This is a genomic window from Tabrizicola sp. (genome assembly GCF_016792905.1).
Taxonomy (GTDB): domain Bacteria; phylum Pseudomonadota; class Alphaproteobacteria; order Rhodobacterales; family Rhodobacteraceae; genus Tabrizicola.
On record NZ_JAEULP010000022.1, the window covers coordinates 1 to 13,419 of the forward strand.

A 13,419-nucleotide genomic window follows, 5' to 3' on the forward strand; every position below is an offset into this window, starting at 1 on the left:
CCCACAAGTAGTGAAGCTGACACTCACATCATCGGTCCATCCCCTCGCAGGAACTTCCCTAGTGAGCCGATATGCGCGTCTCCGACGCCGATGCGCCCAAACCGCCCGCATATCCCTTCATTCATTCAAATTTCAAAGAGCCATCGTCAGACAAAAAACGTGCGATCCGCCAATTCCTTGGCGTATCCCTTCGCGCCTTGCCTTCAGATTTTCCGAACTTCCGCTTCCGTCGCCAGCCGCTTCCGTCCGTCACCGTCGCGTCTCCGCTTCGGTGAGGGGGTATTTACGGAGAGGCCGCGGCGCCCGCAAGAGCAAAAAACGCGTTCCTCGCAAAATTTTCGCAGATGGCGGAAAACAGCGCAAAATCTGGTGGTTGGCGCAAGAAACCCCACAATCAACGCGGCACGGCGGCAATATTCTTGCCTTGGCAGCCTTGCCGGAACGGTTCAGGCCGCGGCCGGACGGCGCGGGCGGGCCTTGGGCAGCAGCCGCAGCGCCAGCAGGCCAAGGCCGAGCGTGAGGTAGACGAGGATTTCCGTCGTCCACACCTTGGACAACAGCGCCAGATGGATCACGCCGGCCAGAATCGCCACATAGGCCAGCCGGTGCAGCCGGTTCCAGGCCGCCGCCCCCATCCTGCGGATCGCCCCATTCCAGGAGGTCGCGGCCAGGGGAATCATCGCCGCGAATCCGATCATCCCCAGGATCACGAAGGGCCGCTTGGTCAGGTCGCCCGCCATCTCGCCCCAGCGCAGCCCCATGTCGAGCCAGACCCAGGCCACAAGGTGCAGGCTGACATAGATGAAGGAGAGCAGCCCGAGCGCCCTGCGGAACCGGAGCAGGTTCAGCCCCGCCCGCCGCAGAGGCGTGATCGCGAGCGACGCCAGCAGGAACTGCAAACCGCGCAGGCCCAGCCCCCGCTCGATCGCCTTGACCGGGTCGGGACCGATGCCACCGAAGATCGCGCCCCAGACCAGGAAGCCCAGGGGCACCAGCCCCAGGACATAGACCACCCAGGTCGGGACCCGTCGTGCCTGCCGGTTCAGCCAGTCCATCAGTAGTCGACCTTGAGGTCCTGCCCGGCATACAGCGACGCCACCTCGGCCTCATAGCCGTTGAACATCAGCGTATCCTGCCGTCCACCGAACAGCCCGGCGCCGATGCGGCGTTCCGAGGCCTGGCTCCAGCGCGGATGGTCGACGGCTGGGTTCACGTTGGAATAGAAGCCGTACTCGTTCGGTTGCAGCATGTTCCAGGTGGTTTGCGGCATCTTGTCGACCAGGCTGATCCGCACGATCGACTTGATCGACTTGAACCCGTATTTCCACGGTACCACCAGCCGGATCGGCGCGCCGTTCGGCTTCGGCATTGCCTCGCCGTAAAGCCCGGTCGCCAGGATCGTCAGCGGATGCATCGCCTCGTCCAGCCGCAGCCCCTCGCGGTAGGGCCAGTCGATGAAGGGCGAGGCCTGGCCCGGCATTTCTTCCGGCCGCAGCAGCGTTTCGAAGGCCACGAATTTCGCGTCGGACTGCACGCCCACGCGGTTCAGAAGCCCCGCCAGCTCGAAGCCGATCCAGGGGATGACCATCGCCCAGGCCTCGACGCAGCGGAAACGGTAGATGCGTTCCTCCAGCGGCTGACCCTTGACCAGGTCGGCGAGATCATAGGTGCCGGGCCGGTCGACCATTCCGTCGATCACGACCGACCAGGGGTCCACGGTCAGACTGCCTGCATAGTCCGACGGGTCGCTCTTGCCGGTGCCGAATTCGTAGAAGTTGTTGTAGGTCGTGATGTCTTCCAGCGAATTCGGCGCGTCACCGGTCGAATACTTGCTGGGTGCGGCCTCGATCCGGGCCATGGCGGGCGTCGCAGCCAGCGCGGCGGCCCCGGCGATCAGCTGGCGGCGGTTCAGCCAGAGCGGTTTCGGAGTCACATCGGACCAGGTCAGGCGGCGCATCGGCTTGCTCCATGCGGGTTTCGCCAAGGATGCGCCATCTTGAATGAAAGGCAAAACAATCCGCCTCACGTCTGCGCCAGACGGTTGAAACATTGCGCGCGCCGGTAGCGGCTGTCCACGCAGGACAGGCGGGGCGGCGCAAATGGAATCAACCGTTTGGCCGCGGGCATTCACGATTCGTCAAGCATGACACCGCAGCCTGCACCCGCCACACGCATCCGCCCGTGCCCGATCCCGCGTCAAGTCACCCTTTCCGACCCAGAGGCCACGCGCTTTTGACGGGCCGCTCACGGTTTGGCCTTTGCCGCATGCGGGAATTGGGCGTAGCCTTTGACCCAACGTCACTTTCGGCCCCGGATCCCGCCATGTTCCGCCGACTGATCGCCCTGCCGCTCTGCCTTCTGCTGCTGGTCAGCGCTGCCCTGGCCGAAACCCGGGCGAAGGATCGGGTGGCGCTCGTCTTCGGCATGGCCAATTACCAGAACGTCACCGCGCTGCGGAACACGATCAGCGACGCGGGCGCGCTGGCGAAGACGCTGGAGGACATCGGCTTCGACGTCGATGTCCGGATGGACGCCACGAAGGAGGAAGCCCTCGCCGCGCTGGACAAGTTCGCCTTCGAGGCCGAAACCGCCGACATCGCGCTGATCTACTTCGCCGGGCATGGCGTCTCCGTCCAGGGAACCACCTTCCTGTTCCCGGTCGACGCAAAGATCAGCGAGGCGCGGGACATCGTCACCGCTTCGGTCACGATGGACCAGATGCTCGCGGCCCTCGACGGTGCCCGGAAGATGTCGATCCTGATCCTCGACAGTTGCCGCAACAATCCACTGCCCGACGTGATCGACCTGCGTGACCCCGAGGTCGCCAAGGGCCTGACCACCGGCAAGGGCGGGCTCGCCGCCCCCTCGCCCGACCGTGGCACGCTTGTCGCCTATGCCGCGCGGGACGGCGAGGTGGCGCTGGATGGAAGGGGCGCGAACAGCCCGTTCAACATCGCGCTGCGCGCCAACATGGTGAAGCCGAATGTCGAGATCGGCCTTCTCTTTCGCCAGGTGCGCGATGACGTCCTTGCCGCGACCGACAACCGGCAGGAACCCGCAACCTATGGCTCGCTGCCGGGTGAGCCCTTCTATCTGACTGCGGACGCCAGCACCGGAGCGGCAGAACCGGGGGTCGAGGATCTGGCCATTGCCTGGCAGCGCGTCGTGGATGCCGACCGCGCGAGCCTGGAGAAATCGGCCGCGGCCGGGGACACCCGTTCCATCGTCGGGCTGGCGCTGGCCAAGCTTGACCGGCAAGGCACCGACTACGATCCACAGGCGGCGCAGGCACTGCTGGAGAAAGCGGTGGCGGCGGGCGACCCGGATGCGAAGTACCGGCTGGCCAAGGTGCTGGAGGGCGGGATCGGCGTCGACCCCGACCCCGCCCGCGCACTGAAGCTGTACGAGGAGGCGGCAGAGGCGAAGATTCCCGCCGCCCTGAACGACATGGGCTATTTCCACTTCACCGGCGAACTTGGCCTGCCGGTCGACCGCGACGCGGCTCTCGCGCTCTTCCGCGAGGCCGCCGCGCAGGGCCATACCGAGGCAATGTTCAACGTGGCCTCCTTCGCCGCCAACGGTCTGGTTCCGGACCTTGGCCCGAAGGACGCCGCCGACCTGTTGTATCGCGCCCTGCGCGGCGGCAGCGAGCTGGCGCTGGATGGGCTTCTGAACAACGCCGACAAGTTCCCGAAGGAAACCTGGGCCGACCTGCAGGCCACCCTGGCTGAAAAGGGGCTCTATGACGGCAAGGTGGACGGTTCGTTTGGTCCAGGCACCCGGCGGGCGATCCTTGCAGCTTACGGTATTTTTGAAACGGAGAACTGAAATGACAAAATCAATCCTGACCGCATTTCTATTCGCTCTCGGCCTCCTCTTCTTGCTCCCGGTAGGTGCCGCAAGGGCAGACTGTCTTGAACCGGAAGTCGAGTCCGTGCCACCGGATCTCGATCTTTCGGTCGGCCTGCTCCGCATTTCCTGTCAGGATGGCAGCCCGCACCCGGCTCACATCGTCAACACCAACGTCACCAAGGCGATCGTCAAGATCCTGCAAGGTGCCGACAAGACCTGCGACGCGCGCATCGACCTGCGCTACCGGATCGACTGCCTCCGGCTCTATTACCTGAAAGTCGCGGCAAATCTGCCGGACTCCGGTGACTACCTGCCGATCAAGACGGCGATGCTGGATGCGGCCGGAAAGCTCGATGCCATCGTCACGAAATATGAGGACGACATGGCCCCGCCCCTTCGCCTGCGCGAAGGCCACAAGCCCATGGCCAAACGGTTGCCGCCGGTGCGCGCCGTCAAGGAGGGTTTCGCCGACGAGGCCGCCGCCGAGGCCGCCGCGGTGGTGAAGGAAACCGAGTTGATCATCATCCGATCGGGCGGCGACCCGGCCCGTCGGACGCAGGCCTACACCGATGTGGCGGCAGCCGTCGAAGACAACCTGGTGATCCTGCGCTCGGCCTGAACTGAAAGGGCGCCGTAGGCAGAACTGCCCACCCTACGTTTCGGTAGGGTGGGCGATCCGCCCACGCCTCTCTTAATGCACCACAGCCGACTGCGGACGCTCGCGCCGACTTTGCACCACGCGGTCGCCGATGATCAGCCCCTCCGGCCCCGCCGTGACGCGGATCACACTGCCGTCCAGGATTTCCCCGGCCAGCAGCATTTCCGCCAGCGGATCCTGCAACTGGCGCTGGATCACCCGCTTCAGCGGCCGTGCGCCGAAGACCGGATCGTAGCCTTCGTCCGCCAGCCAGGCCTTCGCCGTGGCATCAAGGTCCAGCGTGATCTTCCGCGCGGCAAGCCGCTGTTCCAGGCGCTTCAGCTGGATCTCCACGATCCCCGACATATCCGCCCGGTTCAGCCGGTCGAAGATGATCTGCTCGTCCAGGCGGTTCAGGAACTCGGGCCGGAAATGCGCCCGGACCGCTTCCATCACCTCGGCCTTCGCGGCGCTGGCGTCGGCGCCTTCCGGCAATTCGCTCAGCGCCCGCGCCCCGAGGTTCGAGGTCAGGATGATCAGCGTCTGCTTGAAGTCCACCGTCCGGCCCTGACCGTCGGTCAGGCGACCATCGTCCAGCACCTGCAGAAGCACGTTGAACACGTCGGGATGCGCCTTTTCCACCTCGTCGAACAGGACAACCTGATAGGGCCGCCTGCGGACGGCTTCGGTCAACACGCCGCCTTCGTCATAGCCGACATAGCCGGGGGGGGCCCCGATCAGCCGGGCTACCGAGTGCTTCTCCATGAACTCCGACATGTCGATCCGAACCATCGCATTGTCGTCATCGAACAGGTATTCGGCCAGGGCCTTGGTCAGTTCGGTCTTGCCGACGCCGGTGGGCCCCAGGAACAGGAACGACCCGAGCGGACGGTTCTCGTCCGACAGCCCGGCACGGGCCCGGCGCACGGCCTTGGACACGGCTTCCACCGCTGCCCGCTGGCCGATCACCCGGCGCCCCAGCTCCTCTTCCATCTTGAGAAGCTTCTCCTTCTCGCCTTCCAGCATCTTGGTCGTCGGGATGCCGGTCCAGCGTTCCACCACCTCGGCAATCTGCTCGGGGCGCACGGCCTCGGCGACCAGCGCCTCGCCCTCGCGGCCCTCGGCCTCTCCCAGTTGCTTCTCCAGCTCCGGGATGCGGCCATACTGCAACTCCCCGGCCTTGGCGAAGTTGCCTTCGCGCTTGGCCTGGTCAAGCTCGGCCCGGGCGTGGTCAAGCTGCTCCTTCAGCCCACGCGCAGCTTCCAGGCTCGCCCGTTCGTTCTGCCACTTGGCGGTCAGTTCGGCCGATTTCTGTTGCAGGTCGGCAAGCTCCTTCTCCAGCTTTTCCAGCCGGTCCCTGGACGCCGCGTCGTCTTCCTTCTTCAAGGCCTCGGCCTCGATCTGGAACTGCAGGATCTGCCGGTCCAGCGCATCCAGCTCCTCGGGCTTGCTGTCCACCTCCATCCGCAACCGGCTGGCGGCTTCATCGACCAGGTCGATGGCCTTGTCGGGCAGGAAGCGGTCGGTGATGTAGCGGTGCGACAGGGTCGCCGCCGCGACCAGCGCCGCGTCGGTGATCCGCACCCCGTGGTGCATCTCGTATTTTTCCTTGATCCCGCGCAGGATGCTGATCGTGTCCTCGACCGTCGGCTCCTCGACAAAGACCGGCTGGAACCTGCGGGCCAGCGCCGCGTCCTTCTCGACGTGCTTGCGGTATTCGTCCAACGTGGTCGCGCCGATGCAGTGCAGCTCACCGCGCGCCAGCGCCGGCTTGATCAGGTTGGCCGCGTCCATCGCGCCTTCGGACTTCCCGGCGCCGACCAGCGTGTGCATCTCGTCGATGAAGAGGATGATCTCGCCCGCCGCCGCCTCGATCTCCTTCAGGATCGCCTTCAGCCGCTCCTCGAACTCGCCGCGATACTTGGCGCCCGCGATGAGGGCACCCATGTCCAAGGCCATCAGCTTCTTGTTGCGCAGGGATTCGGGCACGTCGCCATTCACGATGCGCAGCGCCAGCCCCTCGGCGATGGCGGTCTTGCCGACACCGGGTTCGCCGATCAGCACCGGGTTGTTCTTCGTCCGGCGCGACAGCACCTGCATCGCGCGCCTGATCTCTTCATCCCGGCCGATGATCGGGTCGATCTTGCCGTCCCGCGCGGCTTCCGTCAGGTCGCGGGCATATTTCTTCAGGGCCTCCATCGTGTCTTCCGACGAAGCCGAATCCGCCGTCCGCCCCTTGCGGACCTCGTTGATCGCGGAATTCAGCCCCTGGGCCGTCACCGCCCCCGCCGTCAGCGCATCCTTCGCCCGCGTGTTCACCAGCGCCAGCGCCGTCAGCAGGCGTTCAACCGGAACGAAACTGTCCCCGGCCTTCTTGGCCACGGTTTCCGCCTCGTCCAGCACCCGCACCAGTTGCGGGTCGATATAGGTCTGCGCGTCCCCGCCCGTGACCTTGGGCAGCTTGCCAAGTGCTGCATTCACCGCCGCATTGACCTGCTCTGGCGAACCGCCCGCCTTGCGGATCAGGTTCGCGGCCAGCCCCTGGTCGTCATCCATCAAGGCTTTCAACAGATGGTCGGGCAGCACGCGCTGGTGGCTTTCCCGCATCGCGATGGTCTGGGCCGCCTGAAGGAAGCCGCGCGACCGTTCCGTGAATTTCTCCAAATTCATCGGTCATTCCCCTTTCATGAAGCGCCTTGCCTGCGGTGCCCGGGTTTCCAGCCCACCGCTCAAGGCCTTGACCCTCACTTGGGCGTGGCCCGCTTTCTTTGCAATCCCCGCTTGCGCAAAAACCACACTGCGCGAAAACCCGGCGCAGGGCCATGAGATCGGCCTTTCCTTGCCGATCCACGCCGCACGCATCGGCGGTATCGGGCTGGCCCTTGTCCGACAGCGCAACCTTGCCTTGCATCCTGTCGCGGCACCTCCCCATCCTCGGTGCTTCCGAAGACGAAAGGCCCAAGGCATGAGCGACGCCAAACTCCCCCTGATCCACAAGGCCCCGGTCGAGGGCCTGGCGATCCATGTCTCCCGCACCGGCCTGTCCATCGGTGACGCCGCCCGGCTCGACCGGCTGTCCGATGGGCGGATCGGCGTCTTCGCCCGGCTGAGGAAGCCGATCCTCGGTGTCATCCCGCATCACCGCGAAGGGCTGGTCGGCCACCTGGGTCCAGTGGCGGAAGAGATCATCGCCCCCTCGCTTGCCCATGGCGACGACCTGCGCGTCCGGATCATCGACCTGACGCCCGAGCATCTGGCCAACGGCTACCCGCCCGAGGTCTACATCTCGGTCTGGGGCGACCCGCGCCACCTGCAACCCGTGCTCGCCGCCGTCGACCTGCCGCTTCCAGAGGCGCCGAAGCCGAAGGCCCCGAAGGGCCTCAGCGGCTTGCGCCCGGCCTAGGGCTCGTAGCGCACATAGGCGAAGGCGCTGGAATCCGGCGCCCACGAGGGAACGTTGATCGTCCCCTGCCCGCCGGTGAACTCCCGCACCCGCCGCCGGTTGCCACCCTCGGGGTCGCACAGCACCAGCGCCACCTCCAGGTCCGCCGGATGCCCGGTCGTCCCCGGCGGATACGCGAGATACAGAAGCTGCCGCCCGTCCGGCGAGGGATGCGGGAACCAGTTGACGAACTGATCCTCGAACAACTGCCGCTGCGCCGAACCATCGGCGCTCATCACCCAGATCTGCGCATGCCCCGTGCGGTCGCAGTTGTAAAAGATGCACTCCCCGTCCGGCGAAAAATCCGGCCCGTCGCAATGCCCCTCGCCCATGGTCAGCCGCTTCTCCTCCGCCCCCGGGACCAGCGTGTAGACGTCGATCACGCGCGACCCGCCCCGCGCCGCGACATAGGCCAGCACCCGCCCGTCGGGCGAGACCCCATGCCACCAGCTTGGGCTGCCAGGCGACACCCTCACCGGCTCCCCGCCAGAGACCGGCATCACATAGACCTGCGACCCTTCGCCCTCATGATGCGAGGACAGGATGATCGCCGCCCCGTCCGGGCTGATCCCGTGGTCGTTGTTGCACTTGACCGCCGCGCCCGCGTCCACCGGCACCAGCGCGGGCTTGTCCAGCGGCACCCGGAACAACCGCCCCTCGCCGTTCACCAGGAGCCAGTCGCCGGACGGCGCCCAGTTCGGCGCCTCGATCCGCCCCTCGACCGCCAGCACCTCGCGCACCTTGCCCGAGGCGACCTCATAGGTCTCGATGATGCTGCGCACGGGTTGCCTCCAATTCAACTAAAATTGCGCTTTCATACTGGCGCACATATCCCGCAGGGGGTCCGGGGGACGCGAAGTCCCCCGGCGGCCGACCAGAGGCGTCTACTCCCGGGATTTCGCAACCAACAGCCTCTTCGGCCGCAGCCCCTCCGCCGCCTTGAACAGCGAGAAGGTCTGGTTGACGTAGTTCACCACGCCCGAGACCTTCTCCAGATAGGCCTGCAATTCCGCCGTCCGCTCCGCCTCGACCACCTGCACCGACCGCGACGGATCCATTCCCTCGAACTGCACATAGAACAGCGGCTCGCCCCGCTTCAGGATCAGGTCCTTCTTCGGCTCGTGCCATTCAAAGGCCCACATCAGGGGCCGCGGCCAGATCGAGATCGGGAAGCGCCCGCCGAAGATCGTGCCGGGCAGGGGATCGGGCCGGTAATGCGCAAAGGCCGCCAGCTGGGTCAGGTAGACCATCTCGTCGGCGACGAAATAGTAGGGCAGGTGCAGTTGGATCGTCGGGCGGTCGGGGAAACGCCATTCCGCCTCGCTCACCAGCGTCAGCACTTCGTTCAGCTTCGAGGACCGGATCGGCGAGGACGCCCCCGCCCGGTTCACCAGCACCGGCTTGCCCTTGTCGTCGCGCTGGAACCCGATGTGCAGATCGAACGGGCATTTCACCATGAAATACCGGCTTTCCAGCTGGATCACCGCCGGACAGCGGCTGGCCGACTTGGCGTGCGCCTTGTTCGGCGGGCGGATCACCACACGCTCCGGCGGGTCATACAGCACCGCGCCCTTGTCCTGCGCCAGGAACCAGCCCACGGTCAGCGGCCCCGACCCCGGACCCTCCTCCGGGCGGTCGTAATCCAGCCTCAACTCCATCGCCCGCTCCTATTCCAACGCCGTCTTCAGGGCACGCACCGCATCCGCGTCAGTCTGCCGCCACAGGGCAGGCGCAAAACCCATCTCGACCGCCCGGCCCGTGACCGGGATCGTGGCCGAACATGAGGCATGTATCTCGGTGATGCCAAGCGCTTTCAACTGCGGCGCATTGACGGGCGTCACCCCCGACCCCGGCATCACCGTGATCCGCCCCGCAGCCTGTTTCACCAGCGCCGCGATCCGCGCCGCGCCTTTCTCCGCCGTAACCTCTGCGCCCGAGGTCAGGACGCGGTGAAAGCCCAGCGCCACCGCATCCTCCAGCGCCGCGCTCATGTCCGGCGCCAGGTCGATGCAGCGGTGCAGGACCAGTTCCAGAGGCGCCGGAATTATTGAAAATTCCGCTTCGGAGCCTTCAAAGGCTCCGGTCCGATTTCTTTGAAGAAATCGACGACCCTCCATCCCCACCGCAGCCGCCACCAGCCGCCGCAGCACCGTCCCGTCCAGCCGCCCGTCCGGCAACGAGGCCCCGAGCACCACCCCCGCCAGACCGGCCGCGCGAACCGCGCCGATTTCCACCTCCATCATCCCGACTTCCGCCTTGGACCAGACGAAATCCCCCGCGCGGGGTCGGATCATGGCGACAACGGGCACCCCACACTCCGCGGCCAGCCCGATCAACCCCGCCGAGGGCGTCAGCCCGCCCAGCGCCAGCGCCGCGCACAACTCGATCCGCTCCGCCCCTCCGGCGACCGCCTGCGCCAGCCCCTCCGCCGTATCGACGCAGACCTCCAGCCTCACCCCCATGCCGCCACCCCCGCCATCGCCGCGCCGAGAAGCCCCGCATCCGCCCCGCATTCCGCAGGCACCAGCAAGGGCCCCTTCGTCCGCCGCAAAATCCGCACCCGCACCGCCTCGTCCAGATAGCCGACCAGCCCCGGCGCGCGGCTCAGCCCGCCGCCGACCGGCACGACATCGGCGCCCACCACGTTCACCACCATCGCCAGGGGCCCCGCCACCAGGTCCCGCCACAGCGCCATGGTCTCGCCCGCCTCCGCCTCGCCCGCGATCCAGTTGGTGATGATCGCCTCCGCCCCCAGCAGTTCCGCCGTGCGCTTCCGATGCAGCCGCTCCAGCCCACGCGCGGACCCGACGGTATCCACGCAGCCCACCTGCCCGCAGCCGCATTGAAAGGCGAACTCGCCCCGGATCACCGGCCCGTGCCCCCATTCCCCGGCATAGCCCCCCGCCCCGGTCACGACCTGCCCGCCGATCACCAACCCGCCGCCGACGCCCGACCCCAGGATCACCCCGAAGACCGAGCCATGCCCCCGCCCCGCGCCCTGCATCGCCTCGGCCAGCGCAAAACTGTCGGCGTCATTCAAGACCTTGACCGGTAGGCCGGTCGCCGCCTGAACCTCCGGCCCGAGCCGCCGCCCGTCAATCGCCGGAATATTCGCCACCTTCCCCACGCCCGTCGCAGGATCGACCACCCCGGCAATGGAAATCGCGATTCCCGTCTCGCGCCCGGTCGCGAACCCCGCCACCGCCGCCGTGAACGCCGCCTCGTCACCCAGCGGAGTCGCCACTTCCCCCAGTGGTCGCAATGCTCCGTCCCAGACCGCCGCCTTGATCCGGCTGCCACCGATGTCGAATGCCAGGATCATGCCTCACCCCGATTTTCCGCCAGTCTTGACAGGCTGACCCCGCCCCGTCAAACCGCCCCAAACCCGGAGGCCCCCATGACCGCAGATGACCGCCTGATCGTCGCCCTCGACGTGCCGAACGTGGTGCAGGGCCTCGAACTCGTCGCCCGCATCGGCGAGGAGGCCAGCTTCTACAAGATCGGCCTCGGCATGCTGACCGGCGGCGGTCTCGCACTGGCAAACGAACTCAAGCACGAGCAGGGCAAGCGCATCTTCCTCGACATGAAGCTCTTCGACATCGGTGCCACCATCGAAGCCGCCGTCCGGGGCCTTGCGCAATACGACCTTGACTTCCTCACCGTCCACGGCGACCCTCAGGTCGTGACCGCCGCCGCCACCGGCAAAGGCGGCACAAACCTCAAGATCCTCGCCGTGACCGTCCTCACCTCGCTCGACCGCGCCGACCTGGACGCGAACCTGATCAAACCCGGCGACATCCACCAGATCACCCTCGAACGCGCCGCCCGCGCCTTGGCTGCCGGGGCCGACGGTGTGATCGCGTCGCCGCAAGAGGCCGCGATGATCCGCGCCCTGCCCGAGGCGAAGGGCAAGCTGATCGTCACCCCCGGCGTCCGCCCTGCGGGGGCCGCGACGGGCGACCAGAAACGCATCGCCACCCCGCACCAGGCGATCACCGACGGGGCCGACCACATCGTCGTCGGCCGACCCGTCTGGCAGGCGAAAGATCCCGCCGCCGCTGCCCGCGCGATCACCGGCGAGCTACCGCCCCGTCAAGCCTAGGATTTTCCGACGAAATATCCCGAACATCGCCCTCGCTGCCACTTGCGGCGAATTGCCCGATCAAAAGAATCAGCCTTTACAAATCCGAGCAATTTGGTCAGAGAAAGGGAAATCCCGACTGAAAAGGTTTCCTGATGCGCTATCTGTCCGCCCTGGCCCTGTCGACCGCGCTTTGCGCCCCCGCCTTCGCCACCACCCCGGACGAAGTGGTCAGCCATTATGCCGACATGGCCCTTGCCGGCTACCAGGACAGCCTGACTACCGCGCAGACCCTGCAAGTCACCGTCGCCGCGCTGATCGCCACGCCCTCGGACGAAACCCTGCAAGCCGCCCGTGACGCCTGGAAAGCCGCCCGCATTCCCTACCAGCAGACCGAAGCCTTCCGCTTCGGCAACCCGATCGTCGACGACTGGGAAGGCCGGGTGAACTCCTGGCCGCTGGACGAAGGCCTGATCGACTACACCTCGGGCGACTACGGCAACGAGGAAAACGCGCTGGCCACGCTGAACGTCATCGCAACGCCGAAATTCACCCTATCCGGCAGGGAGATCGACGCCAGCACGATCACGCCCGAGCTGATTTCCGGCACCCTGCACGAGGCCGACGGGATCGAGGCCAACGTCGCCTCGGGCTATCATGCCATCGAATTCATGCTCTGGGGCCAGGATCTGAACGGCACCAACCCCGGCGCGGGCGCCCGGCCCTATACCGACTACGCCGCTGGGGACGCCTGCACGAACGGCAACTGCGACCGCCGCGCCGCCTATCTCCAGTCCGCGACCGACCTCCTGGTCAGCGACCTGACCGAGATGGTCGACAACTGGGATGAAGACGGCCCCGCCCGCGCCGCCGTCACCGCCGACCCGCAGAAAGGCATCCTCGCCATGCTGACCGGCATGGGCAGCCTCTCCTACGGCGAGCTTGGCGGCGAGCGGATGAAGCTTGGCCTGATGCTCAACGACCCCGAGGAAGAGCATGACTGCTTCTCGGACAACACCCACAACAGCCATTTCTACGATGGCCTCGGCATCCGGAACGTCTATCTCGGCTCCTACACCCGGACCGATGGCAGCACCGTCCAGGGCCCGTCGCTCTCCGAACTGGTCGCCGCCGCCGACCCGGCCGTGGACACGCAACTGAAAGCCGAACTCGACGCCTCGGTCGCTGCCCTTCAGGCGGTGAAGGACGCGGGCGACGCGGGCAAGACCTATGACACGCTGATCGCCCCCGGCAACGCCGAAGGCGAGGCGCTGATCATGGGCGCCGTCAGCGCGCTCGTCACCCAGACCGCCTCGGTCGACCGCGCCGTCACCGCGCTTGGCCTCTCCAAGGTCGAATTCGAAGGCTCCGACAGCCTCGACAACCCCAACGCCGTCTTCCAGTGAT

The 13,419-nt window shown here is 66.6% G+C and carries 12 protein-coding genes; 5 read left to right on the forward strand and 7 right to left on the reverse strand.

Translation table 11 applies throughout. The features are described 5' to 3' along the window. Positions 1-446: 446 nt before the first annotated feature. On the reverse strand, positions 447-1,055 hold the full coding sequence (msrQ, locus tag JNL31_RS04320; protein WP_294970457.1) for a protein-methionine-sulfoxide reductase heme-binding subunit MsrQ: 609 nt from the start codon (positions 1,053-1,055) through the stop codon (positions 447-449). Continuing rightward, positions 1,055-1,957: a protein-methionine-sulfoxide reductase catalytic subunit MsrP gene (gene msrP, locus JNL31_RS04325; protein WP_294970458.1), complete on the reverse strand. Its 903-nt coding sequence runs from the start codon at positions 1,955-1,957 to the stop codon at positions 1,055-1,057. Before msrP ends, msrQ begins: the two co-directional genes overlap by 1 nt. 365 nt (positions 1,958-2,322) lie before the next feature. Between msrP and JNL31_RS04330 the strand changes: the two genes are divergently transcribed. Together JNL31_RS04330 and JNL31_RS04335 are read left to right on the forward strand one after the other, a co-directional pair. Beyond that, positions 2,323-3,828: a caspase family protein gene (locus JNL31_RS04330; RefSeq protein ID WP_294970459.1), complete on the forward strand. Its 1,506-nt coding sequence runs from the start codon at positions 2,323-2,325 to the stop codon at positions 3,826-3,828. A gap of 106 nt (positions 3,829-3,934) precedes the next feature. Next, positions 3,935-4,471: a hypothetical protein gene (locus tag JNL31_RS04335; protein WP_294970461.1), complete on the forward strand. Its 537-nt coding sequence runs from the start codon at positions 3,935-3,937 to the stop codon at positions 4,469-4,471. A 72-nt stretch (positions 4,472-4,543) separates the two neighbouring features. On the opposite strand, the gene clpB is transcribed toward JNL31_RS04335, so the two are convergent. Then, positions 4,544-7,159, reverse strand: a complete 2,616-nt coding sequence (gene clpB, locus JNL31_RS04340) for an ATP-dependent chaperone ClpB (RefSeq protein ID WP_294970463.1) — start codon at positions 7,157-7,159, stop codon at positions 4,544-4,546. 295 nt (positions 7,160-7,454) lie between these two features. On the opposite strand from clpB, the gene JNL31_RS04345 reads away from it, so the two are divergent. Continuing rightward, positions 7,455-7,892 carry a hypothetical protein gene (locus tag JNL31_RS04345; RefSeq protein WP_294970465.1) on the forward strand — a complete coding sequence of 146 codons (438 nt, stop codon included), beginning with the start codon at positions 7,455-7,457 and terminating at the stop codon, positions 7,890-7,892. Here JNL31_RS04345 and JNL31_RS04350 read toward each other — a convergent pair. The 4 genes from JNL31_RS04350 to JNL31_RS04365 form a co-directional block, all read right to left on the reverse strand. After that, on the reverse strand, positions 7,889-8,713 hold the full coding sequence (locus tag JNL31_RS04350; protein WP_294970467.1) for a hypothetical protein: 825 nt from the start codon (positions 8,711-8,713) through the stop codon (positions 7,889-7,891). The genes JNL31_RS04345 and JNL31_RS04350 overlap by 4 nt on opposite strands. A 102-nt stretch (positions 8,714-8,815) precedes the next feature. After that, positions 8,816-9,589, reverse strand: coding sequence for a hypothetical protein (locus tag JNL31_RS04355; RefSeq protein WP_294970469.1), 774 nt, complete (start codon positions 9,587-9,589; stop codon positions 8,816-8,818). A gap of 9 nt (positions 9,590-9,598) precedes the next feature. After that, positions 9,599-10,393 carry a copper homeostasis protein CutC gene (locus tag JNL31_RS04360; RefSeq protein ID WP_294970470.1) on the reverse strand — a complete coding sequence of 265 codons (795 nt, stop codon included), beginning with the start codon at positions 10,391-10,393 and terminating at the stop codon, positions 9,599-9,601. Beyond that, positions 10,384-11,253 (reverse strand): ROK family protein, encoded by an 870-nt coding sequence (locus tag JNL31_RS04365; protein WP_294970472.1) that lies wholly within the window; start codon positions 11,251-11,253, stop codon positions 10,384-10,386. Before JNL31_RS04365 ends, JNL31_RS04360 begins: the two co-directional genes overlap by 10 nt. Positions 11,254-11,328: 75 nt before the next feature. Between JNL31_RS04365 and pyrF the strand changes: the two genes are divergently transcribed. Both pyrF and JNL31_RS04375 read left to right on the forward strand, forming a co-directional pair. Continuing rightward, on the forward strand, positions 11,329-12,033 hold the full coding sequence (pyrF, locus tag JNL31_RS04370) for an orotidine-5'-phosphate decarboxylase (protein ID WP_294970474.1): 705 nt from the start codon (positions 11,329-11,331) through the stop codon (positions 12,031-12,033). Positions 12,034-12,167: 134 nt separating this feature from the next. Next, complete coding sequence (locus JNL31_RS04375) at positions 12,168-13,418, forward strand: imelysin family protein (RefSeq protein WP_294970476.1); 1,251 nt, start codon at positions 12,168-12,170, stop codon at positions 13,416-13,418. The last annotated feature ends 1 nt before the right edge of the window (position 13,419 follow it).

Bases quoted from the DNA above. Each gene is read 5' to 3' on its own strand.
- msrQ (WP_294970457.1), bottom strand. From the start codon at position 1,055: ATGGACTGGCTGAACCGGCAGGCACGACGGGTCCCGACCTGGGTGGTC.
- msrP (WP_294970458.1), bottom strand. From the start codon at position 1,957: ATGCGCCGCCTGACCTGGTCCGATGTGACTCCGAAACCGCTCTGGCTG.
- JNL31_RS04330 (WP_294970459.1), top strand. From the start codon at position 2,323: ATGTTCCGCCGACTGATCGCCCTGCCGCTCTGCCTTCTGCTGCTGGTC.
- clpB (WP_294970463.1), bottom strand. From the start codon at position 7,159: ATGAATTTGGAGAAATTCACGGAACGGTCGCGCGGCTTCCTTCAGGCG.
- JNL31_RS04345 (WP_294970465.1), top strand. From the start codon at position 7,455: ATGAGCGACGCCAAACTCCCCCTGATCCACAAGGCCCCGGTCGAGGGC.
- JNL31_RS04355 (WP_294970469.1), bottom strand. From the start codon at position 9,589: ATGGAGTTGAGGCTGGATTACGACCGCCCGGAGGAGGGTCCGGGGTCG.
- JNL31_RS04360 (WP_294970470.1), bottom strand. From the start codon at position 10,393: ATGGGGGTGAGGCTGGAGGTCTGCGTCGATACGGCGGAGGGGCTGGCG.
- JNL31_RS04365 (WP_294970472.1), bottom strand. From the start codon at position 11,253: ATGATCCTGGCATTCGACATCGGTGGCAGCCGGATCAAGGCGGCGGTC.
- pyrF (WP_294970474.1), top strand. From the start codon at position 11,329: ATGACCGCAGATGACCGCCTGATCGTCGCCCTCGACGTGCCGAACGTG.
- JNL31_RS04375 (WP_294970476.1), top strand. From the start codon at position 12,168: ATGCGCTATCTGTCCGCCCTGGCCCTGTCGACCGCGCTTTGCGCCCCC.